Genomic DNA, 26,110 nt, shown 5'->3' on the forward strand with positions numbered 1-26,110 from the left:
AAGGCACACTTCACTCTCATGCCTACCACCACGGTCGCACCGCCGAGCGGCGCCGGTACTTCCCGTACCGGCGCCGCTCGACTGGCGTTCCTCCTGCTCGCAGCGGTCGCCGCGCTGGCACTCGCGCTCTGCGCAAGTGTCATGTTCGGCAGCCGCAGCACCTCGTTCGGCGAAGTCCTCGACGTCCTGCGGGGCACCGCCGACCCGAACGTCACCGTCATCATCGAGAGCCGGTACCCCAGAACCGTCCTCGGCATCCTCGCCGGACTGAGCCTCGCGGTCGCGGGCACCCTCATGCAGGGCGTCTCGCGCAACCCGCTGGCCGAACCCGGACTCCTCGGCATCAACGCCGGTGCCTCCGCGAGCATCGTCGCCGCGACGGCCTGGCTCGGGGCCTCCGGTGCCACCGACACCATGTGGTGGGCGCTGCCCGGAGCCCTGCTGGCCGGGGTGCTCGTCCATGTGATCGGCTCCGCCGGTACGGGGACGAGCGTGGTGCGCCTGGTGCTCGCCGGAGCGGTGCTCACCGCCGTACTGATGGCGTTCATCCAGGCGGTGACCCTCAGCAAGCCGCAGGTGTTCGACAGCTACCGCTACTGGGTCGTCGGGGCGCTCGGCGGCCGGGACTTCGAGGTCTTCTGGTCCGTCCTCCCCTTCGCCGCCGTCGGCTTCCTGCTTGCCCTGGCCCTCGGCCCCGGCCTCAACGCCCTGGCCCTCGGCGACGCGAGCGCCGTCGCCCTCGGCTCGCACCCGGGACGCACCAGGGGCGGCGGACTGCTCGCCGCCACCCTGCTCAGCGCGGCGGCGACCGCCGCCGTCGGTCCGATCGCCTTCGTCGGCCTCGCCGTCCCGCACGTCGTACGGGCCCTGGTCGGCGTCGAATTCCGCGTCCAGATCCTCTTCTCCGCCCTGCTGGGCCCCACCCTCCTGCTCCTGGCAGACGTGGTGGGCCGGGTCGTGATGCGCCCCACCGAGCTCATGGTCGGCGTCGTCACCGCGTTCATCGGCGCACCCGCGCTGCTCATTGCCGTACGCAGGATGAGGAGCACGACATGATCGTCACCGACCGGACCGCGCCCCTCGGCAAGGCCCGCCCGACCCCTCGCGGCTACCTGGTCGTCGGCCGCACCGTCGCGATACCCGTGCGCCGCGCCTCGGTCCTCGCGGCCGCCGGACTCTTCGTCCTCCTTCTCGCGGCCGCCGTCACCACCCTGACCTGGGGTCGCCTCGGCGTCGACCTCGCGGACCTGCCCGCCGCCCTGCTCGGCAACGCCGAGGGCAAGGACCGCTTCGTCTTCAACCGGCTGCGCGGCCCCCGCCTCACCGTCGCCATCGGGGTCGGCGCGGCCCTCGGCCTCTCCGGCGCGCTCTTCCAGTCCGTCACCCGCAACCCGCTCGGCAGCCCCGACGTCATCGGGCTTTCCGCCGGAGCCGGCGCGGGCGCCGCGACCTGCGCGCTGATGTTCCCCGACACGGTCCCGGTCGCCGTCGGCGCGCTCATCGGCGCGGTCCTCGCGATGACCCTCGTGTACGTCTCCACCGGCACCGGCTTCCGCAACCCCGCCCGGCTCGTCATCGCCGGGATCGGCGTCGCGGCGATGGGCTCGGCCATCACCCAGTACGTCGTCTACTCCCTGGAGCGCGACAAGGCCTCCGTCCTCACCGCCTACGTCAACGGCAGCTTGACCGCCCGCTCCTGGACCGACGCCGGCACGATCTGGCTGGTCCTGCTGGCGTCCGCTCCGCTGGCCGCGCTGATCTCCCGGCGGCTCGACATCGGCGAGATGGGCGACGACATCGCCGAAGGCCTCGGCTCCGAGCCGAAGAAGGCCAAGACACTGGCCGTGGTCCTCGCCGTCGCGCTCTCCGCCGCGGCCGTCAGCGTCTCCGGCCCCATTGCCTTCATCGCCCTGACCGCGCCTCAGATCGCCAGACGACTCACCCGCGCCTCCGGGCCGCACCTGCTGCTCTCGGCCCTGACCGGCGGTCTGCTGCTGGTGCTGGCCGACCTCTGCTCCCAGCAGCTGTCGCTCTTCGACGACCTGCCGGTCGGGATCTACACCATGGCGATCGGCGGCGCGTATCTCGGCTATCTGCTGATCCGGGAGTGGCGCAGGGGCGTGCTCTGATGGTCCGGTCCGCCGGGGACGGCCCCGACTGGTCACGTACAGGTTCGTCGACCATACTGCCCGCCGTGGAGCAGAGCATAGATTCGAACGAGAAGCCCGAGTTCGCCGCAGGCACCGACCCGGCGTTCATCCCCCTTCCCGGCCTGGCCGCACCCGCCGCCATCCGGAAGCCAGAGGTGGAAGCGGCCCCTGACGGCGTGTCCGACGCGGTGGAAGCTCCGGAGGCCGGTACGGCCGAGGAAGCGGAATCCGAAGCGGAAGCAGAACGGGAAGCGACGGCCAAGGAAGCGGCGGCAAAGGGAGAAGAAGCGGCAGAGGGAGAAGGAGAGGACGGGGCCGAGGAGGGCCCGGTCTTCGAGGTCAGCGACCGCCGGGGCTCGATCCGGGTGGCCCGGGAGGGCATCCGGTTCCGGCTGGACGACCAGGAGGCCGAGTTCGACTGGGACGAGATCGGCGCGGTGGCGACCACCCCGGCCCGCTTCGGCCGCCGGTTCACCGTGACCGTCCACCTGTCGAGCCGTCGCTGGTTCAACGCCGAGGTCGAGGCGGCGAGCCGGGCGGAGCTCAAGACCTGGCCGGCTGAACTGGACACCGTCCTGGACGCCTACTTCGAGGAGTCCTGAGCTTGGAGGAGTCCTGAGCTTCGAGGTGGGCGTCAGCTTGGAGGTGCGCCGTCCCGGCCTGACCCGGTGCGGGCCGCTGCATCGGCCGTGGGGCGGCACCGCCGTGCGTCATCCGCGGCGGTGCCGCCCGCCGCTGCCGCGGTTCCGGACGCGCACCGCGATGTAGAAGGCCAGGGCGACCGCGGCCAGCCCCAGCACGACCTTGCTCACGACACCGACGTACGCGCCGACCGTGTCCCACTGGTCCCCGAGCAGGTAACCGGCCATCACCAGCACGGTGTTCCACACCAGACTGCCCGCCGTCGTCAGTGCGGCGAAGGTCGGCAGCGGCATGCGCTCCACGCCAGCCGGCACGGAGATCAGGCTCCGGAAGACCGGCACCATACGGCCCAGGAGGACCGCCTTGGTGCCGTGCCGGGCGAACCACTCCTCCGTCCGCACCAGGTCGGAGGCCTTGACCAGTGGCAGCTTCGCCCAGAGGGCATGCATCCGCTCCCGGCCGAAGGCGGCCCCGATCCCGTACAGCGCCACCGCTCCGACGACCGAGCCGAGCGTCGTCCAGAACAGGGCGGAGGCCAGACTCAGCACGCCCTGCGACACGGCGAACCCGGTCAGCGGCAGGATGACCTCGCTGGGCAGCGGCGGGAACAGGTTCTCCAGGGCGATGGCCAGACCGGCACCGGGGCCGCCGAACGCCTCGACCAGCCCTGCGGCCCAGCCCGCGATGCCCCCCTGCGGCTCCTCGGCGGCGACTGACAGTGCGAGGTGCATAGGGGGGCTCTCCGGAGTGGCGGGCGGGGAGCGCGGAGGTCGACCGCGTCCTACCCGTCCATGATCCCTCAGGCCCCGTCGAGGACCACCGAGCGGGTCAGGTGGCGCGGCAGATCCGGGTCGAGCCCCCCTGCCGCCGCCCGGGCGAGGGCCAGCCGCTGTACGCGGACGAGCTCGGCCAGCGGGTCGAGGCCACCGCTCTCCACCCACCGGGCACCCGTCGCCCGTACCTGCTCCGGCAGGCCCTCGGGGGCTTCGCCGAACATCCAGGTCGCGGTGGTCGCGGTGGCGATGCTGATCGGGCCGTGGCGGTACTCCATCGCCGGGTAGGACTCCGTCCAGGACAACGACGCCTCCTTCATCTTCAGCGCCGCCTCATGGGCCAGGCCGACCGTCCACCCGCGGCCGAGGAAGGAGAACTGGGTGCTCTCCAGCAGCCCTTCGGGCAGCGGCTCGGCGAGCGCCCTCGCGGCGTCGCGGACCACATCGTCGGAGTGCAGGCCGAGGTGGGCCCGCAGCAGGGTGAGCGCCGAGGTGGCGAACCGGGTCTGCACGACGGACCGTTCGTCGGCGAAGTCGAGGACCACGAGCTCGTCGGCAGCCGCCTCGACCGGTGTTCGCGGATCGGCGGTGACGGCCACCGTGCGGGACGTGCCGCGCAGCCGCTTCAGCAGCGCCAGGACCTCGGTCGTGGTCCCCGACCGGGTCAGCGCGACGACCCGGTCGTAGGTGCGGCCGGGCGGGAACTCCGAGGCGGCGAAGGCGTCCGACTCGCCCTGGCCCGCGCTCTCGCGGAGCGCGGCGTAGGACTGCGCCATGTAGAAGGAGGTCCCGCAGCCGACGACGGCGATCCGCTCGCCAGGGGCGGGCAGGGCGGCCGCCGCGGGGCCGTCCGCCAGTGCGGCGGCACGCTGCCAGCAGGCGGGCTGACTGGCTGTCTCGATCTCGGCATACGACACGTCTGCACCCCACGGGAAGGAGATGAATGAAGTCCTCATGTTGAATCCTGCACGTTACATCCAGTAATCGAGCAAGAACAAGCAAACTGTGCGCGGGTAAGGACCTTGAAGAACCTGGAAGGACCAGGGAGGGGGCGGTGGAGGTCCCGGGAGGGGAGGGGGGAGGGCGGGCCGGAGACGGACCCCCGCCCAGCCTGTGCGACGCTTGCCGCTGTCCGGCCACCGGCGACCGCGTTCCCGCGAAACGCGGTGCCCACGCCGGACGGTGAGGAGAGACTCTTGTCCAGAGACGCCCGGTGGGACGCGCTGCTGGAACTGGTCGGCAAACACGGCAGGGTGGATGTCGAGGAGGCGGCGGCTGCGCTCGCCGTCTCGGCCGCGACCATCCGCCGTGACCTGGACCAGCTTGCCGAACAGCACCTGCTCACCCGCACCAGGGGTGGTGCGGTCGCGCACGGGGTCTCCTACGAACTGGCGCTGCGCTACAAAACGGGCCGCCACGCCCCGGAGAAGCAGGCCATCGGCCGAGCGGTCTCCGGGTTGGTCGCCGTCGGCGAAGTGGTCGGTCTGACCGGCGGTACGACGGTGACCGAGGTGGCCAGGGCGCTGGCCGTGCGTCCGGACATCGTGGGCGAGCCGGCACCGGCGGGCGGCCAGCCGACGCTGACCGTGGTGACGAACGCGCTCAACATCGCGAGTGAGCTGGCCATCCGGCCGCAGATCAAGATGGTCGTCACGGGCGGAGTGGCGCGGCCGCAGTCGTACGAACTGACGGGGCCGCTGGCCGTCGGCGTGATGAACGAGATCACGCTCGACATCGCGGTCCTCGGGGTGAACGCCATCGACATCGAACGCGGCGCGTACGTCCACCACGAGGGCGAGGCCAGCGTCAACCGGCTCCTCGCGGAGCGGGCCCAGCGGGTGGTGGTCGCGGCCGACTCCTCGAAGATCGGCAAGAGGGCCTTCGCCCGGGTCTGCGACCTGGGTCTGGTCGATGTGCTGGTCACCGACTCCAACATCTCGGCGGAGGCACGGGAGCGGTTCGGCGAGGCGGGGGTCCAGGTCGTTACGGTCTGACGACCGAGGGCGGATGGAGACGGTCGGACGGTCGCGGGACGGGCGGAGACGGCCGGAGGTGGACCGGGAGCGGCCGGAGGTGGACCGGGCGCGGCCGGAGGTGGGTTCAACGCCGGAGGTGGACCGAGAACAGCCGGAGGCGGCCGGAGACGGCCCGGGACGGCCCGAGGCAGGCGTGGATCGACGCGGATGGCCGCTTCGCCGTGTCGTTGGTACGCCGAACGGGTGAGGGACGAGAGGATTGCCCGATGAACAGTGAGCGCAGCCGGCGCGAACCCAACCGGCGTACGGACGGGGTGGCCCTGTGAGCAGGTACGACAGGTATGACAGATACGACGCCACCGACGAACAGTGGGAAGGGCTCGCCCAGGTCGTCCCGTTGCGCGGTCGCGACGAGTGGCCGTCCCGGATCGACCACCGCACCGTCCCGGGCGAGCGGGCCGTCGAACAGCGACGCCTCGTCGTCCTGCGGGTGCAGGTCTTCGCGGACGCCCGCGAGGTCGCCGAGTATCTGGTGGCCCAGGTCCCGGTGCTGCTCGATCTGACAGCGGCGGAATCGGACGTGGCGAAGCGGATTCTCGACTTCAGCAGCGGTGTGGTCTTCGGCCTCGGCAGCGGCATGCACCGCGTCGACCGCAATGTCTTCCTGCTCGCGCCGGTCGGCATGGAGGTCGAGGGGGTCACGCCCGCGGGGCTCGCCCAGTCGTAGGCGGCAGCCGGGGCGGCCTCCGGTACTGACCGGAACGCCGCCCCCGGCCGCACGTTCCTTCGCTGTCGGTGGCCGGTGATAGACCTGGGGCCGTGACAGAAACCGATGTGGCAGAACTCCAGCGGCGGCTGGCCGCGTTCGCGGCGGCGCGGGACTGGGAGCAGTACCACACCCCGAAGAACCTGGCGGCCGCGCTGAGTGTCGAGGCCTCCGAACTGCTGGAGATCTTCCAGTGGCTGACGCCCGAACAGTCGGCCGGGATCATGGGAGACCCCGAAGCGGCCCACCGGGTCACCGATGAGGTCGCCGATGTGCTCGCCTATCTCCTCCAGTTCTGCGAGGTGTTGGGCATCGATGTGACAGCGGCCCTGGCGGCCAAGATCGAGCGGAACGAGAATCGTTTCCCCGTCCCTGGACGTACCGGCGCTACTGGACCTACCAGTCCTACCAGGCCTACCGGTCTTACTGGCCATACCGGCCCTGGTGGCCCTGCCGGTCCTACCGGCCCTACTGACCCCCGCGATTGTCACTCTTCGGAGTGATCGAGTTATCCACAATCGACTTCGTGTCCACAGATTTCCGAATTCCTCTGGTCTTACGGTGCCATCTACCTCACTGTGGGTAATGGATGAGGTGAGCGGGTTTTCGTACGGACGGGGGAAAGTCATGGAAGCGGTACGACTCATCGAGACGGGGCGGCGGGCTCTGGCGGACAGCCGGGGTGCGCTGGAGGTGATGGCGGAGGCCTGGCAGGCGCAGGCCCTGGCCCGGGCGGTCGGCAGTCGTCTGGCGCTGGGCGGGCCGATGGAGTTACGGGGCGAGGCGCGTGCCCTCGGCGAGATCGGCAGCGGCTGCTCGGCACTGGACCACCCGAGGGTGTTCTCCGGCGGAGCCAGGGCCGTGCAGTTGTCCGGGATCGCCGATGTGCGGGAGGCCCTGGCCGGGCTCGCGCTTCTGCTCGGCGAGGCCGGGATCGCCCTCGTGGGGGTGGCGTGCGACACGGGGGAGGACGGCCTCTACTGGCAGTGCATCGAGGCCATGGACGCGGCCGATGAATCACTGGACCGCGTCCACGGGATGCTGAGACGGCTGGCGGAGCGGGAGAGGGAGCGCGATGGCCCGTATGGCGGCATACGCGGCCCCGCGCCCTCGGCCGCGGGGCCCTGAGAGGGGGAGGAAGCGTGGAGGCCCGGCCGGGCTGGTGAGGGGGAGCGGCCGCCGGAGGGGCAGGATGGAGGCATGGATCTTCGCATCTTCACCGAGCCCCAGCAAGGGGCCGACTACGACACGCTGCTGACCGTCGCCAAGGCCACCGAAGACCTGGGCTTCGACGCTTTCTACCGCTCGGACCACTACCTCCGCATGGGCTCCGGCGACGGGTTGCCCGGGCCGACCGACGCCTGGATCACCCTGGCCGGACTGGCGCGCGAGACCCGGCGGATCCGGCTCGGCACGCTGATGACCGCCGGCACGTTCCGGCTGCCGGGAGTGCTGGCCATCCAGGTGGCGCAGGTCGATCAGATGTCCGGCGGCCGAGTCGAACTGGGCCTGGGTGCAGGCTGGTTCGAGGAGGAGCACAAGGCCTACGGCATCCCCTTCCCCAAGGAGAAGTTCGGCCGCCTGGAGGAGCAGTTGGCGATCATCACCGGCCTGTGGGCGACGGAGACCGGCAGGACCTTCACCTACGACGGTACGTATTACCAGCTCACCGACTCGCCCGCACTGCCGAAGCCCGCGCAGGCCAAGGTGCCCGTCCTGATCGGCGGCCACGGCGCGACCCGTACCCCGCGCCTCGCCGCGCAGTACGCGGACGAGTTCAACATCCCGTTCGCCTCCCTGGAGGACAGCGAGAAGCAGTTCGGCCGGGTCCGGGCCGCGGCGCAGGCGTTCGGGCGTGCGCCGGACGACCTGGTGTATTCCAACGCGCTGGTCGTCTGCACGGGCAAGGACGACGCCGAGGTCGCCCGGCGTGCGGCGGCCATCGGCCGTGATGTGGAGGAGCTCAAGGCGAACGGGCTGGCCGGCTCGCCCGCCGAGGTCGTGGACAAGATCGGCCGGTACGGCGCGATCGGCTCGTCCCGGATCTACCTCCAGGTTCTCGACCTGGCCGACCTGGACCATCTGGAACTGATCTCCTCGCAGATCCAGTCCCAACTGACCTGACTCACCGCCTCATCTCACTTCAGGTCACCTCACCTCAAGTCACCTTGTCCCGCCTCACGTCACTGTGTCCCGCCCTCCCCTCCCCTCACCTCGACCGGAAGGAGCGTTGCCATGAGCACCGGCCGTACGCACACGCTGGCCGACGCGCTGGCCGCCGGGCCCGTCCTGCTGGACGGCGGGCTCTCCAACCAGCTGGAGGCGCAGGGCTGCGATCTGTCCGATGCACTGTGGTCGGCCCGGCTGCTGGCCGACGCACCGGAGCAGATCGAGGCCGCCCACCTCGCCTACCTCCGGGCCGGGGCGCAGGTGCTCATCACCGCCAGCTACCAGGCCACCTTCGAAGGGTTCGGGCGGTACGGCATCGACCGGGCCGGGGCCGGGGCCCTGCTCGCCCGAAGCGTGGAGCTGGCCCGGCGCGCCACCGACGCGGCGCGCCGGGCCGACCCCGGGCGGCGGATGTGGGTCGCCGCGTCGGTCGGGCCGTACGGGGCGATGCTCGCCGACGGCAGCGAGTACCGGGGGCGTTACGGGCTGAGCGTGCGAGAGCTGGAGCGCTTCCACCGCCCCCGGGTGGCGGCGCTGGCGGAGGCGGGGCCCGACGCGCTGGCGCTGGAGACGGTGCCGGACGCGGACGAGGCCGAGGCGCTCGTCCGGGTGGCGGAGGAGACCGGCCTGCCGTTCTGGCTGTCCTACAGCGTGGCGGGCGGGCGGACCCGGGCCGGGCAGCCGCTGGAGGAGGCGTTCGCGGTGGCCGCCGGACGGGACCGGGTGCTGGCGGTCGGGGTCAACTGCTGTGAGCCGGAGGAGGCGCAGGCGGCCGTGGAGCAGGCGGTCGCGGTCACGGGCAGGCCCGCCGTGGTCTACCCGAACAGCGGGGAGGGCTGGGACGCGGCAGGGCGGGGATGGACCGGGCGCAGTACCTTCGACCCCGGGCGGGTGCGGGCCTGGACCAGGGCCGGGGCCCGGCTCGTCGGAGGCTGCTGCCGGGTGGGGCCGGACCGGATCGCGGAGCTGGCAGGACGCTTGGCAGCATTGCCGGAGCGCTGAAAATGCCTGGTGGGGGGCAGGGGATGGCGACCATACTCGGACAGGTGTTCCTGACAATCGGTACGACCGGCACCCCTGAACGTCCCGCCACCGACCTGGGCTACCTGCTGCACAAGCATCCCGGCAAGGCGCAGACGTTCTCCACCTCGCACGGGCCCGCGCACGTCTTCTACCCCGAGGCGTCCGCCGAGCGCTGCACGGCCGCACTCCTGCTGGAGGTGGACCCGGTGGCGTTGGTGCGGCGCGGCAAGGGCAAGGGGCGGGGCGGCGCGCCCGACGCGGCGCTCGCACAGTATGTCAATGACCGCCCCTATGCGGCGTCCTCGCTGCTGTCGGTCGCCCTCGCCGCCGTCTTCAAGTCCGCGCTGGGCGGGGTCTGCCGGGCGATGCCCGAGCGGGCCGAGCAGCCCCTGCCGCTGCGGATCGAGGTGCCCGCCCTGCCCGCCCGGGGTGGCGTCGAGCTGGTGCACAAGCTGTTCGCGCCGGTCGGCTGGACGCGGGTCGAGACCGTGGCCGTGCCGCTGGACGAGCAGTTCCCCGAGTGGGGCGACTCGCGCTACGTACGGTTGGTGCTGGAGGGCGAGCTGCGGCTCGCCGACGCGCTGCGCCAGCTGTACGTCCTGCTGCCCGTGCTGGACGACGCCAAGCACTACTGGGTCGCGCCCGACGAGGTGGACAAGCTGCTGCGGGCCGGAGAGGGCTGGCTGGCGGACCACCCCGAGCGGCCGCTGATCACCCGGCGCTATCTCTCCCACCGCTGGGGGCTCACCCGCCAGGCCGACCAGGCCCTGGAGCTGGTCCGGCTTGCCGAGTCGGACGACCTCGAAGTGGAGAGCATCGACAACGCGGTGGACGAGGGCACCGACACCGAGGAGAAGCCGGTCCCGCTCGCCGAACAGCGGCGCACCGCGATCCTCGACGCGCTGCGTGCCGCCGGGGCGAGCCGGGTCCTGGATCTCGGCTGCGGCCAGGGCCAGTTGGTGCAGGCTCTCCTGAAGGATGTGCGCTTCACCGAGATCGTGGGCGTCGATGTCTCGATGCGCGCCCTCACGATCGCCTCGCGCCGGCTGAAGCTGGACCGGATGGGGGAGCGCCAGGCGGACCGGGTCATCCTGAGGCAGGGCTCCCTCACCTACACGGACAAGCGGCTGGGTGGTTATGACGCGGCCGTGCTCAGCGAGGTCGTCGAGCACCTGGACCTGCCCCGGCTGCCCGCCCTGGAGTACGCGGTCTTCGGCGCGGCCCGCCCGGGGACGGTGCTCGTGACCACGCCGAACGTCGAGTACAACGTCCGCTGGGAGACCCTCCCGGCGGGGCACGCACGGCACGGTGACCACCGCTTCGAATGGACCCGGGCGGAGTTTCGCGACTGGGCCGAGCAGGTCGCCGGACGGCACGGCTACACCGTCCGGTACGTGCCCGTCGGCCCCGACGACCCCGAGGTGGGGCCGCCGACCCAGATGGCTGTGTTCACCCGGACCACGGCGACCGAGAAGACGAAGGAGGGGAAGGCCGCATGAACAGCGACACCACTGACAACAGCAGCACCGACGGCAACAGCAGCAGCACCACCGACAACAACAGCACCGACACCATCCGCACGACCGGCGGCAGCGCCCCGCGCACCCTGCCGGTGACCGACCTCTCCCTCGTCGTCCTCATCGGCGCCAGCGGATCGGGCAAGTCCACGTTCGCCCGCAAGCACTTCAAGCCGACCGAGGTCATCTCCTCCGACTTCTGCCGGGGCCTTGTCGCCGACGACGAGAACGACCAGAGCGCCAGCCGCGACGCCTTCGACGTGCTGCACTACATCGCGGGCAAGCGCCTGGAGGCCGGGCGGCTCACCGTCATCGACGCCACCAGCGTCCAGTCCGAGAGCCGAAAGCAGCTCGTCCAGCTGGCCAGGAAGCACGACGTCCTGCCCATCGCCATCGTCCTCGACCTCCCCGAAGAGGTCTGCATCGCCCGCAACGCGACCCGTCCCGACCGCGCCGGAATGCCGCGCCACGTCATCCAGCGGCACCGCCGCGAGCTGCGGCGCTCCCTGCGCGGCCTGGAGCGCGAGGGCTTCCGCAAGGTGCACGTCCTGCGCAGCGAGGAGGAGGCTTCGAGCGCCGAAGTGGTCCTGGAGCGCCGCTACAACGACCTCCGCCACCTCACCGGTCCGTTCGACATCATCGGCGACGTCCACGGCTGCCGATCCGAGCTGGACACCCTCCTCGGCAAGCTCGGTTACGTGGACGGCGCCCACCCCGAGGGCCGCACCGCCGTCTTCGTCGGTGACCTCGTCGACCGGGGCCCCGACAGCCCGGGCGTGCTGCGCCGCGTCATGTCCATGGTCTCGGCGGGCAACGCCCTGTGCGTCCCGGGCAACCACGAGAACAAGCTCGGCCGATATCTCGCGGGCCGCAAGGTCCAGCTCACGTACGGGCTGGCCGAGACCGTCGAGCAGCTGGAGCGCGAGGACGCCGAGCACCCCGAGTTCCGGGGACAGGTGCGCGAGTTCATCGACGGGCTGGTCAGCCACTACGTCCTGGACGAGGGCAAGCTGGTGGTCTGCCACGCGGGCCTGCCCGAGAAGTACCACGGCCGCACCTCCGGCCGGGTCCGCTCGCACGCGCTGTACGGGGACACCACCGGGGAGACCGACGAGTTCGGGCTGCCCGTGCGCTATCCGTGGGCCGAGGACTACCGGGGCCGCGCCGCCGTGGTCTACGGCCACACCCCGGTGCCCGCAACCTCCTGGATCAACAACACCATCTGCCTGGACACCGGTGTGGTCTTCGGCGGGAAGATGACCGCGCTGCGCTGGCCGGAACGTGAACTGGTCGACGTACCGGCCGAGAAGGTCTGGTACGAGCCCGTCAAGCCACTGGCGACCGAGGCGCCCGGGGGCCGGGATGGCAGGCCGCTGGATCTCGGCGACGTACAGGGCCGCCGGATCGTGGAGACCCGGCACATGGGCCGCGTCGCCGTGCGCGAGGAGAACGCGGCCGCCGCGCTCGAAGTCATGAGCCGGTTCGCCGTCGACCCGCAGCTGCTCCCCTACCTCCCGCCCACCATGGCCCCCACCGCCACCTCACGGGAGGACGGCTTCCTGGAGCACCCGGCCGAGGCGTTCGCGCAGTACGCCAAGGACGGCGTCGGCCGGGTCGTGTGCGAGGAGAAGCACATGGGGTCCCGGGCCGTGGCCCTGGTCTGCAAGGACGCGGCGGCCGCGACCGCACGGTTCGGGACGGAAGGCCCCACCGGGGCGCTCTACACCCGCACCGGCCGGCCGTTCCTCGACGACACCGCGCTCACCGAAAGCGTCCTGGGACGTTTGCGCACAGCGCTCACCGCCGCCGGGCTCTGGGAGGAGTGGGACACCGACTGGGCGCTCCTGGACGCCGAGCTGCTGCCGTGGTCGCTGAAGGCCCAGGGCCTTCTGCGCTCGCAGTACGCCGCCGTCGGCGCCGCGTCCGGTGCGGTCCTCCCGCCCGCGGTCGCCGCCCTGGAGCAGGCGGCCGCCCGGGGCGTCGAGGTGGCGGGCCTCGCCGGACAGCAGCGCGCCCGCGCCCGGGACGCGGCCGCGTTCACCGAGGCGTACCGGCGCTACTGCTGGCCCACCGAGGGCCTGGACGGGGTGCGTCTCGCCCCGTTCCAGATCCTCGCCGTCCAGGGCCGCTCCCTGGCCGCCGTGCCGCACGACGAGCAGCTCGCCTGGCTGGACCGGCTGGTCGAGCACGACCCGACCGGGCTGCTCCAGGTCACCCGGCGGCTCGTCGTCGACACGGGGGACGAGGCCTCCGTGCGCGCGGGCGTCGACTGGTGGCTGGAGATGACCGGGCGCGGCGGCGAGGGCATGGTCGTCAAGCCGCTCGCCGCGCTCGTCCGCGACGGCAAGGGCCGTCTCGTCCAGCCGGGCATCAAGGTGCGCGGCCGGGAGTATCTCCGCATCATCTACGGCCCCGAGTACACCCGCCCGGAGAATCTGGAGCGGCTGCGCTCCAGGTTCCTCGGCCACAAGCGTTCGCTGGCGCTGCGGGAGTACGCCCTCGGCCTGGAGGCGCTGGACCGGCTGGCGGACGGCGAGCCGCTGTGGCGGGTCCACGAGGCGGTGTTCGCCGTCCTGGCCCTCGAATCGGAGCCGGTGGACCCCCGGCTCTGACCTCCGGTTGCCGGTCCCGGCCAACCCGTGGGCGATTCGCGGGGTGAACGGTGCTCCGCCCGGTGAGGATGAAGGCATGGGATTCCATGTCGACTCCGAAGCCGGGCGGCTGCGCCGCGTCATACTGCACCGCCCCGATCTGGAGCTGAAACGGCTCACGCCCAGGAACAAGGACGCGCTCCTGTTCGACGACGTCCTGTGGGTGCGCCGCGCGCGGGAGGAGCACGACGGGTTCGCGGACGTCCTGCGCGACCGGGGTGTCGCGGTGCACTTCTTCGGCGATCTGCTGCGCGAGTCGCTCGACATCCCGGTCGCCCGGCGGCTCGTGCTGGACCGGGTCTTCGACGAGAAGGAGTACGGCCCGCTCGCCACCGAGCATCTGCGGGCGGCCTTCGAGGAGTTGTCCTCGGCTGAGCTCGCGGAGGCGCTGGTCGGCGGGATGACCAAGCGGGAGTATCTGGAGCGGCACAGTGAACCGACCTCGGTCCGCTTCCATGTCATGGACCTGGACGACTTCCTGCTGGGCCCGCTGCCCAACCACCTCTTCACCCGCGACACCTCCGCCTGGATCTACGACGGGGTCTCCATCAACGCGATGCGCTGGCCCGCCCGGCAGCGCGAGACCGTCCACTTCGAGGCGATCTACCGTCACCACCCGCTGTTCACCGGCCCGGAGGCCGGGGTCTTCCACCACTGGTCGGAAGGGCAGGACGACTACCCCTCCACCATCGAGGGCGGTGACGTCCTGGTCATCGGGCAGGGGGCGGTGCTGATCGGGATGAGCGAGCGCACCACCCCGCAGGCGGTGGAGATGCTGGCCCGGGGGCTGTTCGACGCCGGTTCCGCGCGCACGATCGTGGCGCTCGACATGCCGAAGACCCGGGCGTTCATGCACCTGGACACGGTGATGACGATGGTCGACGGCGATACGTTCACCCAGTACGCCGGTCTCGGGATGCTCCGCTCGTACACCATCGAGCCCGGCAGCGGACCCCGCGAGCTGAAGGTCACCGACCATCCGCCCGAGCACATGCACCGGGCCATCGCCGCCGCCCTCGGGCTCGACTCCATCCGGGTGCTCACCGCCACCCAGGACGTGCACGCGGCGGAGCGCGAGCAGTGGGACGACGGCTGCAACGTCCTCGCGGTCGAGCCGGGCGTCGTGGTCGCGTACGAGCGCAACGCCACCACCAACACCTATCTGCGCAAGCAGGGCATCGAGGTCATCGAGATCCGGGGGAGCGAGCTGGGCCGGGGCAGGGGCGGGCCGCGCTGTATGAGCTGCCCGGTGGTGCGGGACCCCGTCGGGGGGCCCGCTCAGGGGACTGTGTAGGCGCCCGCACAGGGGACTGGGCGCAGCCGCTCGCACAAGGGGCTGAATAGAGATGCGGGTGATCGTATAGACTTCCAGTGTTGTCTCGTTTCAGCTGTAGCCGTCAGCCGCCCGACCAGGAGCAGTCATCATGGCCATAGACCTCACCGGCCGCCACTTCCTCAAGGAGCTGGACTTCACCTCCGAGGAGTTCCTCGGCCTGGTCTCGCTGGCCGCCGAGCTCAAGGCCGCCAAGAAGGCCGGGGCCGAGGTCCAGCGGCTGCGCGGGAAGAACATCGCGCTGATCTTCGAGAAGACGTCGACCCGTACACGCTGCGCGTTCGAGGTGGCCGCTGCCGACCAGGGCGCCTCCACCACCTGCCTCGACCCCTCCGGCTCGCAGATGGGCCACAAGGAGTCCGTGAAGGACACCGCCCGGGTGCTCGGCCGGATGTTCGACGGGATCGAGTACCGGGGTGACAGTCAGCGGGTCGTCGAGGAGCTGGCCGAGTACGGCGGGGTCCCGGTCTTCAACGGGCTCACCGACGACTGGCACCCCACCCAGATGCTCGGCGACGTCCTCACGATGACCGAGCACAGTGACCGGCCCGTCGCGGAGATGACCCTCGCCTACCTCGGCGACGCCCGCTTCAACATGGGCAACTCCTACCTGGTCACCGGTGCCCTGCTCGGCCTGGACCTGCGGATCGTGGCCCCCGAGGAGTACTGGCCGGACGCGTCCGTCGTGGCGCGGGCCCGCGAGCTCGCCGAGGCCAGTGGCGCGACGATCACCCTCACCGACGATGTCGCCCAGGGCGTGCGGGGCGCCGACTTCGTCGCCACCGACGTCTGGGTCTCGATGGGGGAGCCCAAGGAGGCGTGGGCCGAGCGCATCGCCGCGCTCGCGCCGTACGCCGTGACGATGGACGTCCTGCGCGCCACCGGCAACCCCGACGTGAAGTTCCTGCACTGCCTGCCCGCCTTCCACGATCTCGGCACCCAGATCGGCCGGGACATCCACGCCGCGTACGGGCTGACCGAGCTGGAGGTCAGCGACGAGGTCTTCGAGTCCGCGCACTCGGTCGTCTTCGACGAGGCGGAGAACCGGATGCACACGATCAAGGCGGTCCTGGTGGCGACGCTGGCCGGGAAGTAGCCCGCACGGGCGCGGATACGGGTACGGGGTAGGCGTTCGCATGCTCATACACCCGATTGGGTGAACATGCGCGGCGGTGGTTACGATGTCGCCTCTGGTGGGGTTCGGGCTCGCACGCCCGGACCCCCTTCCCATGTGCGGACCGGGCCCAGGGCTCTCGTACGCGCACGGGAAACGTCCCCCCACCTCGCACCACCCCGTGCACCACCAGAGATGAGAACGTCCGTATGAGCCCCGGTCTGCGCCGCAAGAGTCCCGAACAGCTCATCGCCGAGTCCGGCGGCGATCTGGAGGGCCACGGCCTCAAGCGGACGATGGGCCTCTTCCAGCTCGTCTGCTTCGGGGTCGGCGCCATCGTCGGCACCGGGATCTTCGTCGGGCTGTCCGACAGCGTCGCCGAGGCCGGGCCCGCCGTCGTGATCTCGTTCGTCCTCGCCGCGATCACCTGCATCTTCACCGCCCTCTCCTTCGCGGAGCTGGGCAGCGCGATCCCGGTCTCCGGAAGCTCGTACTCCTTCGCCTACGCGGCGCTCGGCGAGCGCACCGCCTTCCTTGTCGGCTGGTGCCTCCTGCTGGAGTACGGCGTCTCGGTCTCGGCCGTGGCGGTGGGCTGGAGCCAGTACGTCAACGAGCTGCTGAACAGCATCATCGGCTGGGAACTGCCCGCGGCCCTGTCCTCCGGGCCCGGCGACGGCGGCGCGATCAACCTCCCGGCGATCATCGTCATCGCCATGGCCGCCACCCTGCTGGTGCGCGGCATCCGGGAGAGCGCGACCGCGACCGCCGCCATGGCAGTCCTCAAGATCGGCATCCTGCTGGCGTTCTGCGCCGTGGCCTTCAGCGCGTTCAAGGACGGCAACCTCGTGCCGTTCGCGGGCCACGGGCTCGGCGGGATCACCGCGGGCGCCTCGCTGGCGTTCTTCTCGTACATCGGCTTCGACGCCATCACCACCGCGGGCGAAGAGGTGAAGAACCCGCGGCGGAACATCCCGATAGCCATCCTGATCTGCATCGGCGTCGTCACCCTGCTCTACTGCGCGGTGGCGCTCTCCGCCATCGGCGCGATCGGCTCGGACGCCGTCGCCGACAAGCCCGCGGCGCTCTCGATCGTGGTCAACCAGGTCACCGGCTCCGCGATCGGCGGCGGCATCATCGCCTTCGGCGCGGTCGTCGCCATCGCCTCGGTGGTGCTTGCCGTGATGTACGGGCAGACCCGCATCCTGATGTCGATGTCCCGCGACGGGCTGATCCCGCGCGTCTTCGAGAAGGTCTCGCCCAAGACTCACACCCCGGTCGCCAACACCTGGATCGTGGCCTGCGTCTTCGCGGTCCCCGCCGCCTTCTCCTCGCTCGACGTCGTCGTGAACCTGACGACGATCGGCACGCTCGCCACGATGGTCGCCGTCAATGTCGCGGTCGTGGTGCTGCGGCGCCGCCACCCCGAGCTGAAGCGGACCTTCCGGGTGCCGCTCTACCCGGTGAGCCCGCTGCTGGGCGTCGTGTTCTGCCTGTATCTGATGTACGGGACCGGCTGGACGACCTGGGTCCAGTTCGCGGTCTTCCTGGCCGCCGGATCGCTGCTGTACACCGTGTACGGCCGCAAGCGCTCCCGGCTGGTCAGCTCCCCGGCGAAGGACCCGGCTGCGCCGGTATCGCCGGAAGCGTGAACCACACGGCCTTGCCGTGCTCCGTGGTGCGGTGACCGCAGGCGGAGCTGAGGGTCCGGATCAGCAGCAGGCCGCGGCCGTGCTCCTGCCAGGGATCGACCTCGTACCCGGGTCCAGGGCGGGAGAGATCACCCGGCGGAGCGGGGTCGCGGTCGTGCACCTCGACCTGGCAGCCGGTGGGCAGCAGCTCCACGACCAGCTCGATCGGTTCGCCGCCCCGCGTGTGCTCGACCGCGTTGGCCACCAGCTCGGCGGTCAGCAGTTCGGCGGTGTCGCAGTCGGCCGGGGCGTCGATGTCGGACAGCGCCGTGCGGACGAGAGCACGGGCGATCGGCACGGCTGCCGTGGAGTGCGGCAGGGCGATACGCCAGGAGGCGGGGACGGGGACATCGGGCGGCACGGCAGGGTTCCGTTCGGGGCGACTTCTCGGGTTCACGTAGTTCTCGTGTCGAGACTTCCTGGTTTCAACCTTACGAACCGCTCCGGCGCAGCCATAGGGGCGGTCGGCCGGAGCAAAGGGGGACTTTCGCCACAACGGTCTCACGGATGCTGTATTGCGACCTCGTGACGGAGGTCACGAACGAGTGATAACTTCGGAGGCGGAACGCGACCCGTGCACGACCGGCAGCCGCTCGATTGCTGAAGGGGACCCCTCCATGAGCCCGTTTCCCAGCTCGGCCCCGAACGCCGAGGAGTGGCGTCACCTCCGGCTGACCCGGGACGACGGTGTGGCCACCGTCACATTCGCCCGCCCCGAGAAACTCAACGCGCTCACCTTCGGCGCGTACGCGGACCTGCGCGACCTCCTCGCCGAACTCTCCCGGGAACGCTCGGTGCGCGCCCTCGTCCTCGCGGGCGAGGGGCGTGGCTTCTGCTCCGGCGGGGACGTCGACGAGATCATCGGCGCCACCCTGACGATGGACGCGGCGCAGCTCCTGGACTTCAACCGGATGACCGGGCAGGTCGTCCGGGCCCTGCGGGAGTGCCCCTTCCCGGTCATCGCCGCCGTCCACGGGGTCGCGGCGGGCGCCGGAGCCGTGCTGGCGCTCGCCGCCGACTTCCGGGTGGCCGACCCGTCGGCCCGGTTCGCCTTCCTGTTCACCCGGGTCGGCCTCTCCGGCGGCGACATGGGCGCGGCCTATCTGCTGCCCCGGGTCGTCGGCCTCGGCCACGCGACCCGGCTGCTGATGCTCGGCGACACCGTCCGCGCCCCGGAGGCGGAGCGGATCGGGCTGATCAGCGAACTGGCGGAGGAGGGGAAGGCCGACGAGCGCGCCGCCGAGCTGGCCCGCCGCCTCGCCGACGGCCCCGCCCTCGCCCTCGCCCAGACCAAGGCGCTGCTCACCGCGGAACTGGACATGCCGCTGGCCGCCTCCGTCGAGCTGGACGCCAACACCCAGGCGCTGCTGATGCACGGCGAGGACTACGCGGAATTCCACGCGGCCTTCACCGAGAAGCGGCCCCCGAAGTGGCAGGGGAAGTAGCCGTGGCGGACGCCCCCGAAGGCGCCCGGCGCCCGGTCGCGACGGCCTCCGGCCATGGCTCGCCCCTGCGGCGGATCGCGGTCATCGGCGGCGGCCCCGGCGGACTCTACGCCGCGGCCCTCCTCAAGCGGCTCGGCCCGGCCCGTGAGATCACCGTGTACGAGCGCAACGCCCCCGACGACACCTTCGGCTTCGGCGTCGTGCTCTCCGACGAGACGCTCGGCGGCATCGAGCACGCCGACCCCGAAGCCTACCGGGCGCTGAGCCGCGAGTTCGTCCGCTGGGACACCATCGACATCGTCCACCGCGGCCGCACCCACACCTCCGGCGGCCACGGCTTCGCCGCCCTCGGCCGCCGCCGGCTCCTGGAGATCCTGCACGAGCGCTGCGCCGCCCTGGGCGTCGAACTCCGCTTCCGTACCGAGGCCCCGCCCGCCGCCGAACTGGCCGTCCACCACGACCTGGTGATCGCCGCCGACGGGGTGCACAGCACCACCCGCGAGGCGCACCCCGAAGCCTACGGCCCGTCCCTCACCGAGCACGGCAACCGCTACATCTGGCTCGCCGCCGACTTCGCGCTCGACGCCTTCCGCTTCGAGATCGCCGAAACCCCTTACGGGGTCATGCAGTTGCACGGATACCCGTACGCCGCAGACGCCTCCACCGTCATCGTCGAGATGCGCGAGGACGTGTGGCGCGCCGCCGGACTCGACACCTGCGACCCGGACGAATCCACCACCCGCTGCGCCAAGTTCTTCACCGATGCACTGGACGGCAGGCCCCTGCGCGGCAACAGGTCCAGCTGGCTCACCTTCCGTACGGTCGCCAACTCGCGCTGGTCGCAAGGGAACACGGTGCTCATCGGGGACGCCGCCCACACCGCGCACTTCTCCATCGGCTCCGGAACCAAACTCGCCGTCGAGGACGCCCTCGCGCTGGTCGCCTGCATCGAGGAACAGCCTGACCTGCCCTCCGCGCTGACGGCGTACGAGACCGAGCGCCGCCCGGTCGTCGCCTCCACCCAGCGGGCCGCCGCGGCCAGCCTGCGCTGGTTCGAGGAGCTGGCCACCTACGTCGACCAGCCGCCCCGCCGCTTCGCGTTCAACCTCCTCACCCGCAGCCGCCGGGTCACCCACGACAACCTGCGCCTGCGCGACGCCTCCTTCACCGCCGTCGTCGAGGAGGAGTTCGGCTGCCCGCCCGGCACCCCGCCGATGTTCACCCCGCTCAGGCTGCGCGGCCTCGAACTGCGCAACCGCGTCGTCGTCTCGCCGATGGACATGTACTCGGCCACCGACGGGCTCCCCGGTGATTTCCACCTCGTCCACCTCGGCGCCCGAACGCTCGGCGGGGCCGGACTCACCATGACCGAGATGGTCTGCGTCAGCCCCGAGGGGCGGATCACCCCCGGCTGTGCGGGCCTGTGGACCGACGAACAGGCCACCGCCTGGCGGCGGATCGCCGACTTCGTCCACACCTCCGCCCCCGGCGCGGCCATCGGCGTCCAGCTCGGCCACTCCGGCCGCAAGGGCTCCACGAAGCTGATGTGGGAGGGCATCGACCAGCCGCTGGAGCACGGCAACTGGCCCCTGTCGGCGGCCTCCCCGCTCCCGTACCGACCGGGCGTCAACCAGGTTCCGCGGGAGCTGGACAGCGCCGGACTGGCCTCCGTACGCGAGCAGTTCACGCAGGCGGCCCGCCGCGCGGCCACCGCCGGTTTCGACCTCCTCGAACTCCACTGCGCGCACGGCTACCTGCTCTCCGGCTTCCTCTCCCCGCTCACCAACCACCGCGCCGACGCCTACGGCGGCCCGTTGGAGAACCGCCTCCGCTACCCCCTGGAAGTCTTCGACGCGATCCGCGAAGTCTGGCCGGAGGACCGGCCGATGACCGTCCGGATCTCCGCCACCGACTGGGCCGAGGGCGGCACGGAAGCGGAGGACGCCGTGGAGATCGCCCGCGCCTTCGCCGCCCACGGGGCCGACGCCATCGACGTCTCCACCGGCCAGGTCGTCCCCGACGAGCGCCCCGAATTCGGCCGCTCGTACCAGACCCCGTACGCCGACCGCATCCGCAACACCGTCGGCATCCCGGTCATCGCGGTCGGCGCCATCTCCTCCTGGGACGACGTCAACTCCCTGCTCCTGGCGGGCCGCGCCGACCTCTGCGCCCTGGCCCGCCCCCACCTCTACGACCCGCACTGGACTCTCCACGCGGCGGCCGAACAGGGCTACACCGGACCGGGCGCGCCCTGGCCCCTCCCGTACGGCGCGGGCAGCCGCACCCCGCCCACCGGCCGCACGGACGCCCCGAAACCCCGGCTCACCCTGGGATGACCAGGCACTCGTGGCAGCGGCACGGGACGGGGTGGGGCACACCGCCCCAGTGCTCCTGCCGGTACCGCACGGACAGAGCGCCGAGCAGGGCGGCCCGCTCCTCCGCGTACTCCCGGGTGGTCCACGCCTCATCCTGCCCGCCGGGCCGGGACCGGAGCACCCGGATTCCGGCCGGCAGGCCTCACCCCCGGACGAAGTGCTCCCCGGCGTCCCGCAAGCGGTCGTGCAGGCGGCCGAACACCTCTGCCGAGCGCGCGCCCGGCCAGTGGTCCGGGAGGAGTTCCGGGGGGAGGCCCGGGTCGGCGTAGGGGAGTTGGCGCCAGGAGTCCAGGGCCAGGATGTAGTCCCGGTAGGCGGCCTGGGGGCGGGGCGCGGTGTCGGGGGGTGCGGTCGACTCCCAGTCCCGCAGGACCGGTTCGTGCAGTTCCAGGAAGTCGTGGTGGAGGCGGGCCACCGCATCCAGGTCCCACCAGCGGGCCACCGACTCGCGGGTCGGCGTGAAGCCGAGGTGGTGGCCGCGGAACAGGTCGACGTACGGGGCCAGTTCGAGGCGCTCCAGTGTGTGGCGCGTCTCCTCGTAGAGGCCGGCGGGGGCGATCCACACGCCGGGCGCCGCCGTGCCGAAGCCCAGCCGCGCCAGCCGCGAGCGCAGCACATGCCGCTTGCTGCGTTCCGCCTCGGGCACCGAGAACACCGCGAGGACCCAGCCGTCGGCGAGCCGGGGCGCGGGGCGCCGGTAGATACGGCGGTCGCCGTCGTCCAGCAGCTGGCGGGCGTCCGGTGACAGGGCGTAGCCCGCCGAGCCGTCCGCCGCGCGGGCCGCGACCAGCAGCCCGCGCCGCTTCAGCCGAGAGACGCAGGAACGTACGGAGGGGGCGTCGACGCCCACGGCGTGCAGCAGACGGATCAGCTCGGCCACCGCGAACGGGGCGTCGTCGGAGGGACGACCGTAGGCGCCGTACAGCGTGACGATCAGGGAACGGGGGGTGCGCAGCTCGGCCACGTGATCACTCTAGGGCCTGTCGTTCGGGTCGGCCCGCGGGCCCGGGATGCTCCGAACGAAAGGCCCTATGCCGTGTCTTCCCGGAGCAGGAACCGCTGGAGCTTGCCGGTCGCGGTGCGCGGGAGGGCGGTGTGGAAGACGAAGGCGCGCGGGCATTTGTGCGGGGCCAGGTTGGCCTTCATATGGGCGCGCAGCGAGTCCGCCGTCTGTTCCGAGCCCTCCGCCAGCACCACGTGCGCCACCACGATCTCGCCGCGCAGTTCGTCCGCCCGGCCCACCACGGCGGCCTCAGCGACCGCCGGATGGCGCAGCAGGGCGTCCTCCACCTCGGGGCCCGCGATGTTGTACCCGGAGGAGATGATCATGTCGTCGGCGCGGGCCACGTAACGGAAGTAGCCGTCCGGTTCGCGGACGAACGTGTCACCGGTCAGGTTCCAGCCGTGCCGGACGTACTCCGCCTGGCGCGGGTCGGCGAGGTAGCGGCAGCCGACCGGGCCGCGCACGGCTAGCAGCCCCGCCTCGCCGTCGGGCAGCTCCTCGCCGTGCTCGTCCACCACCCGGGCCTGCCAGCCCGGCACGGGGACGCCGACGGTGCCGGGGCGGATGGCGTCGTCGGCGGCCGAGATGAAGATGTGCAGCAGCTCGGTGGCCCCGATGCCGTTGATGATGCGCAGCCCGGTCGCCTCGTACCAGGCCTGCCAGGTCGCCGCGGGCAGGTTCTCCCCGGCCGAGACGCAGCGCCGCAGCGCCGAGAGGTCGTGGCCGTCCAGCTGGCCGAGCATCGTGCGGTAGGCGGTCGGCGCGGTGAACAGGACCGACACCCGGTGCCGCGCCAGCGCGGGCAGCAGTTGCCGCGGCCCCGCCTGCTCCAGGAGCAGTGTGGACGCCCCGGCCCGCAGCGGGAAGACCAGCAGCCCGCCCAGGCCGAAGGTGAAGCCCAGCGGCGGGCTGCCCGCGAACACGTCGTCGGGCCGCGGGCACAGCACCTCGCGGGAGAAGGTGTCGGCGATGGCCAGCACGTCCCGGTGCAGATGCATACAGCCCTTGGGGCGGCCGGTCGTCCCCGAGGTGAACGCGATCAGTGCCACCTCGTCGGCCGCCGTGTCCACCGCCCGGTACGGGCCGGAGCCGGAGTGCGCGGCCGCCAGCCGGGTCAGGTCGTCGGGCGCGTCCCCGCCGAACAGGGTGATCCGCAGCCCGTCGACGCCCGCCTCGATCAGCTCCTTCTCCGCCCGGGCGTCGCACAGCGCGTGACCGGTACGGGCCAGGGAGCAGACGGTTGCCAGCTCCGTTGCGCGGGCCTGCGCCAGTACGGTGACGGCGACGGCGCCCGCCTTCATGACGGCGAGCCAGCAGGCGGCCAGCCAGGGTGTGGTGGGCCCGCGCAGCAGCACCCGGTTGCCCGGCGCGATCCCCAGGTCCTCGGTCAGCACATGCGCGATGCGGTCCACCGTCTCCCGCAGCTCGCCGTAGCTCCAGACGCTCCCGTCACCTGAACGCAGCGCGGGGCGGTTCGCTCCCCGTTCCGCCACAGTGCGGTCCAGCAGCTCGTTCCCGCAGTTCAGCCGTTCGGGGTAACGCAGCCGGGGGTCGTCCAGGAGCAGCTTCGGCCACTGCTCGGGCGGCGGCAGATGGTCGCGTGTGAACGTGTCGGTATGCGCACCGGCGACGCGTACGGACGCGCCTTCGGCGGCTGTGGGCGTGTTCGGCGAGGAATTCGGCTCCATGAAGGATCGCCCCCTTGTCGCCTCTGGAGCGTATCGTTTGGGTGACGGTAGTCAACGGTCCGCGATAGGGCGCGACGCGGCAAGGTGTGACGCGACAAGGCAGTGACGCGAGAAGTGCAGGGACGAGACAAGGCAGACGCGACAAGAGAGGCGCCGCCATGACGGCATTCTCCCTCGAACCCGAACAAACCGCATGGTGCGAAGAGCTGCGCACCCTCGCCGAACAGGAGTTGCGCCCGCTGGCGGAGAAGGGCGAGCCCGGGCGCGTCAACCGGCCGCTGCTGGCCGCGCTCGGCGAGCTGGGGCTGCTCGGCCGGATGTTCGGATCCGGGGCGCTCGACCTGTGCCTGCTGCGCGAGTCCCTGGCCCGGGGCTGCACCGAGGCCGAGACCGCCCTCGCCCTCCAGGGGCTCGGCACCACCCCGATCGTCCAGGCGGGCACTGCCGCCCACCGCGAGGCCTGGCTCCCCGAGGTCCGGGCCGGACGCGCCGTCGCCGCGTTCGCGCTGAGCGAGCCGGGCGCCGGGTCCGACGCGGCGGCGCTGAGCCTGGCCGCCGAGCCCGCCCCCGGCGGCTGGCGGCTCACCGGCGAGAAGTGCTGGATCTCCAACGCCCCGGAGGCCGACTTCGCCGTGGTCTTCGCCCGGACTACCCCCGGCGCGGGCTCCCGGGGCATCACGGCGTTCCTGGTCCCCTCCGACCGCCCAGGACTCACCGGCTCCGCCCTCGACATGCTCTCCCCGCACCCCATCGGCACCCTGGAGTTCGACGGCGTACCGGTCACCGCCGACGACGTCCTCGGCGAACCCGACCGGGGCTTCCGGGTCGCCATGAACACCCTCAACCTCTTCCGCCCCAGCGTCGGCGCCTTCGCCGTGGGCATGGCCCGCGCCGCCCTCGACGCGACCCTGGAGCACACCGCCCACCGCACCGCGTTCGGCGGCCCCCTGAGCGACCTCCAGGCCGTCTCGCACCAGGTCGCCGAGATGGCCACCCGCACCGAGGCCGCCCGCCTCCTTGTGTACGCGGCGGCGGCCGCCTACGACGCGGGGGAGAGCGGGGTCCCACGCCGCGCCGCCATGGCCAAGCTGTACGCCACGGAGACCGCGCAGTACGTCGTCGACACCGCCGTCCAGCTGCACGGCGCCCGCGCCCTGCGCCGGGGTCATCTGCTCGAACACCTCTACCGCGAGGTCCGGGCGCCCCGGATCTACGAGGGCGCCAGCGAGGTGCAGCGCGCCATCATCGCCAAGGAGCTGTACGCGACCGCGGCACAGCAAGCCGTCTCCCCGAACCAGGAGCCGTCCGTATGAGTCCGTCCCACCGGATCAACCCGGCCGAACTCTCCCCGCCCACCGGCTTCTCGCACGCCGTCGTCGCCACCGGCGGCCAACTGGTCTTCCTCGCGGGGCAGACCGCGCTCGACCCGGACGGCAAGGTCGTCGGAGCCACCTTGCCGGACCAGTTCGCCACCGCCCTGGGCAATCTGCTCACCGCCCTCCACGCGGCCGGCGGCGCCCCCGCCGATCTGGCCCGGGTCACCGTCTACGCCACCGACATCGCCGACTACCGGTCCCACGCCCCCGAGCTGGGCCGGATCTGGCGCCGGCTCGCGGGGCGCGACTACCCGGCGATGGCCGTCATCGGCGTGGCCCGGCTCTGGGACGAGCAGGCGATGGTCGAGATCGACGGGGTCGCGGTCCTGCCGTGAGCTCCCTCGCGCGCCGAGCGCCGATCCTCTCGTGCGCCGGGTGCCCCCGAGTCGCGGCCCGGGGGCACCGGCGCGAGGCTTGGGGG

Annotated in this window: 23 protein-coding genes; 18 read left to right on the plus strand and 5 right to left on the minus strand. The window is 71.9% G+C overall.

All coding sequences use genetic code 11. The features are described from left to right. The first annotated feature begins 18 nt into the window (after positions 1–18). From RI138_RS26740 to RI138_RS26750, 3 genes are all read left to right on the plus strand, one after another. A complete protein-coding gene (locus tag RI138_RS26740) occupies positions 19–1,056 on the plus strand; it encodes a FecCD family ABC transporter permease (protein WP_311121936.1) in 1,038 nt (345 codons plus the stop codon). Continuing rightward, entirely contained in the window at positions 1,053–2,129 is a 1,077-nt protein-coding gene (locus RI138_RS26745) for a FecCD family ABC transporter permease (RefSeq protein WP_311121937.1), read from the plus strand. The genes RI138_RS26740 and RI138_RS26745 overlap by 4 nt, the downstream gene beginning before the upstream one ends. 65 nt (positions 2,130–2,194) lie before the next feature. After that, the gene (locus RI138_RS26750) at positions 2,195–2,752 is read left to right on the plus strand and encodes a hypothetical protein (RefSeq protein ID WP_311121938.1); all 558 of its coding nucleotides are present in this window, start codon (positions 2,195–2,197) and stop codon (positions 2,750–2,752) included. A 108-nt stretch (positions 2,753–2,860) separates the two neighbouring features. Here RI138_RS26750 and RI138_RS26755 read toward each other — a convergent pair whose 3' ends face one another. Further along, positions 2,861–3,523 (minus strand): DedA family protein, encoded by a 663-nt coding sequence (locus RI138_RS26755; RefSeq protein WP_311121939.1) that lies wholly within the window; start codon positions 3,521–3,523, stop codon positions 2,861–2,863. A 68-nt stretch (positions 3,524–3,591) separates the two neighbouring features. Further along, complete coding sequence (locus RI138_RS26760; RefSeq protein WP_311123020.1) at positions 3,592–4,482, minus strand: SIS domain-containing protein; 891 nt, start codon at positions 4,480–4,482, stop codon at positions 3,592–3,594. Positions 4,483–4,761: 279 nt separating this feature from the next. On the opposite strand from RI138_RS26760, the gene RI138_RS26765 reads away from it, so the two are divergent. The 11 genes from RI138_RS26765 (at position 4,762) to RI138_RS26815 (ending at position 17,763) form a co-directional block, all read left to right on the plus strand. Then, positions 4,762–5,559 carry a DeoR/GlpR family DNA-binding transcription regulator gene (locus tag RI138_RS26765; RefSeq protein WP_311121940.1) on the plus strand — a complete coding sequence of 266 codons (798 nt, stop codon included), beginning with the start codon at positions 4,762–4,764 and terminating at the stop codon, positions 5,557–5,559. 304 nt (positions 5,560–5,863) lie between these two features. Continuing rightward, positions 5,864–6,268, plus strand: coding sequence for a cell division protein SepF (locus RI138_RS26770; RefSeq protein ID WP_096631933.1), 405 nt, complete (start codon positions 5,864–5,866; stop codon positions 6,266–6,268). A gap of 92 nt (positions 6,269–6,360) precedes the next feature. Next, on the plus strand, positions 6,361–6,810 hold the full coding sequence (locus RI138_RS26775) for a nucleotide pyrophosphohydrolase (RefSeq protein WP_311121941.1): 450 nt from the start codon (positions 6,361–6,363) through the stop codon (positions 6,808–6,810). A 124-nt stretch (positions 6,811–6,934) separates the two neighbouring features. Then, entirely contained in the window at positions 6,935–7,435 is a 501-nt protein-coding gene (locus RI138_RS26780) for a DUF6099 family protein (protein ID WP_311121942.1), read from the plus strand. Between the two features lie 72 nt (positions 7,436–7,507). Beyond that, positions 7,508–8,431: an LLM class F420-dependent oxidoreductase gene (locus RI138_RS26785; RefSeq protein ID WP_096631930.1), complete on the plus strand. Its 924-nt coding sequence runs from the start codon at positions 7,508–7,510 to the stop codon at positions 8,429–8,431. Between the two features lie 111 nt (positions 8,432–8,542). After that, on the plus strand, positions 8,543–9,478 hold the full coding sequence (gene mmuM / locus RI138_RS26790) for a homocysteine S-methyltransferase (protein WP_311121943.1): 936 nt from the start codon (positions 8,543–8,545) through the stop codon (positions 9,476–9,478). A 44-nt stretch (positions 9,479–9,522) separates the two neighbouring features. Continuing rightward, the gene (locus tag RI138_RS26795; protein ID WP_311123021.1) at positions 9,523–10,998 is read left to right on the plus strand and encodes a 3' terminal RNA ribose 2'-O-methyltransferase Hen1; all 1,476 of its coding nucleotides are present in this window, start codon (positions 9,523–9,525) and stop codon (positions 10,996–10,998) included. Next, on the plus strand, positions 10,995–13,628 hold the full coding sequence (locus RI138_RS26800) for a polynucleotide kinase-phosphatase (RefSeq protein WP_311121944.1): 2,634 nt from the start codon (positions 10,995–10,997) through the stop codon (positions 13,626–13,628). Before RI138_RS26795 ends, RI138_RS26800 begins: the two co-directional genes overlap by 4 nt. 76 nt (positions 13,629–13,704) lie before the next feature. Next, positions 13,705–14,961, plus strand: a complete 1,257-nt coding sequence (locus RI138_RS26805) for an arginine deiminase (protein ID WP_311121945.1) — start codon at positions 13,705–13,707, stop codon at positions 14,959–14,961. Positions 14,962–15,091: 130 nt separating this feature from the next. After that, positions 15,092–16,096 carry an ornithine carbamoyltransferase gene (argF, locus tag RI138_RS26810; RefSeq protein ID WP_311121946.1) on the plus strand — a complete coding sequence of 335 codons (1,005 nt, stop codon included), beginning with the start codon at positions 15,092–15,094 and terminating at the stop codon, positions 16,094–16,096. Positions 16,097–16,323: 227 nt separating this feature from the next. Next, complete coding sequence (locus tag RI138_RS26815; protein ID WP_311121947.1) at positions 16,324–17,763, plus strand: amino acid permease; 1,440 nt, start codon at positions 16,324–16,326, stop codon at positions 17,761–17,763. Here the strand turns inward: RI138_RS26815 and RI138_RS26820 are convergent. Next, positions 17,714–18,163: an ATP-binding protein gene (locus RI138_RS26820; RefSeq protein ID WP_096629464.1), complete on the minus strand. Its 450-nt coding sequence runs from the start codon at positions 18,161–18,163 to the stop codon at positions 17,714–17,716. The two genes, RI138_RS26815 and RI138_RS26820, sit on opposite strands and share 50 nt — an antisense overlap. A 256-nt stretch (positions 18,164–18,419) precedes the next feature. Between RI138_RS26820 and RI138_RS26825 the strand changes: the two genes are divergently transcribed. Beyond that, positions 18,420–19,247 (plus strand): enoyl-CoA hydratase family protein, encoded by an 828-nt coding sequence (locus RI138_RS26825; RefSeq protein WP_096629466.1) that lies wholly within the window; start codon positions 18,420–18,422, stop codon positions 19,245–19,247. Positions 19,248–19,312: 65 nt separating this feature from the next. Further along, positions 19,313–21,583, plus strand: a complete 2,271-nt coding sequence (locus RI138_RS26830; protein ID WP_311123022.1) for a bifunctional salicylyl-CoA 5-hydroxylase/oxidoreductase — start codon at positions 19,313–19,315, stop codon at positions 21,581–21,583. Positions 21,584–21,764: 181 nt separating this feature from the next. On the opposite strand, the gene RI138_RS26835 is transcribed toward RI138_RS26830, so the two are convergent. Together RI138_RS26835 and RI138_RS26840 are read right to left on the minus strand one after the other, a co-directional pair. Beyond that, entirely contained in the window at positions 21,765–22,586 is an 822-nt protein-coding gene (locus tag RI138_RS26835; protein WP_311121948.1) for a PaaX family transcriptional regulator, read from the minus strand. 65 nt (positions 22,587–22,651) lie between these two features. Then, complete coding sequence (locus RI138_RS26840) at positions 22,652–24,313, minus strand: AMP-binding protein (RefSeq protein ID WP_311121949.1); 1,662 nt, start codon at positions 24,311–24,313, stop codon at positions 22,652–22,654. Positions 24,314–24,471: 158 nt separating this feature from the next. On the opposite strand from RI138_RS26840, the gene RI138_RS26845 reads away from it, so the two are divergent. Beyond that, on the plus strand, positions 24,472–25,626 hold the full coding sequence (locus RI138_RS26845; protein WP_311121950.1) for an acyl-CoA dehydrogenase family protein: 1,155 nt from the start codon (positions 24,472–24,474) through the stop codon (positions 25,624–25,626). Beyond that, positions 25,623–26,024, plus strand: coding sequence for a RidA family protein (locus RI138_RS26850; protein WP_096629472.1), 402 nt, complete (start codon positions 25,623–25,625; stop codon positions 26,022–26,024). Before RI138_RS26845 ends, RI138_RS26850 begins: the two co-directional genes overlap by 4 nt. Positions 26,025–26,110 lie beyond the last annotated feature (86 nt).

Origin of the sequence: Streptomyces durocortorensis, assembly GCF_031760065.1 — a bacterium.
In the GTDB taxonomy this organism is placed as follows: Bacteria; Actinomycetota; Actinomycetes; order Streptomycetales; family Streptomycetaceae; genus Streptomyces.

Coding starts and splice junctions, on each gene's coding strand:
- RI138_RS26825 (WP_096629466.1), top strand. CDS start 18,420: ATGAGCCCGTTTCCCAGCTCGGCCCCGAACGCCGAGGAGTGGCGTCAC.
- RI138_RS26815 (WP_311121947.1), top strand. CDS start 16,324: ATGAGCCCCGGTCTGCGCCGCAAGAGTCCCGAACAGCTCATCGCCGAG.
- RI138_RS26780 (WP_311121942.1), top strand. CDS start 6,935: ATGGAAGCGGTACGACTCATCGAGACGGGGCGGCGGGCTCTGGCGGAC.
- RI138_RS26755 (WP_311121939.1), bottom strand. CDS start 3,523: ATGCACCTCGCACTGTCAGTCGCCGCCGAGGAGCCGCAGGGGGGCATC.
- RI138_RS26845 (WP_311121950.1), top strand. CDS start 24,472: ATGACGGCATTCTCCCTCGAACCCGAACAAACCGCATGGTGCGAAGAG.
- RI138_RS26745 (WP_311121937.1), top strand. CDS start 1,053: ATGATCGTCACCGACCGGACCGCGCCCCTCGGCAAGGCCCGCCCGACC.
- RI138_RS26840 (WP_311121949.1), bottom strand. CDS start 24,313: ATGGAGCCGAATTCCTCGCCGAACACGCCCACAGCCGCCGAAGGCGCG.
- RI138_RS26740 (WP_311121936.1), top strand. CDS start 19: ATGCCTACCACCACGGTCGCACCGCCGAGCGGCGCCGGTACTTCCCGT.
- RI138_RS26805 (WP_311121945.1), top strand. CDS start 13,705: ATGGGATTCCATGTCGACTCCGAAGCCGGGCGGCTGCGCCGCGTCATA.
- mmuM (WP_311121943.1), top strand. CDS start 8,543: ATGAGCACCGGCCGTACGCACACGCTGGCCGACGCGCTGGCCGCCGGG.
- argF (WP_311121946.1), top strand. CDS start 15,092: ATGGCCATAGACCTCACCGGCCGCCACTTCCTCAAGGAGCTGGACTTC.
- RI138_RS26785 (WP_096631930.1), top strand. CDS start 7,508: ATGGATCTTCGCATCTTCACCGAGCCCCAGCAAGGGGCCGACTACGAC.
- RI138_RS26850 (WP_096629472.1), top strand. CDS start 25,623: ATGAGTCCGTCCCACCGGATCAACCCGGCCGAACTCTCCCCGCCCACC.
- RI138_RS26800 (WP_311121944.1), top strand. CDS start 10,995: ATGAACAGCGACACCACTGACAACAGCAGCACCGACGGCAACAGCAGC.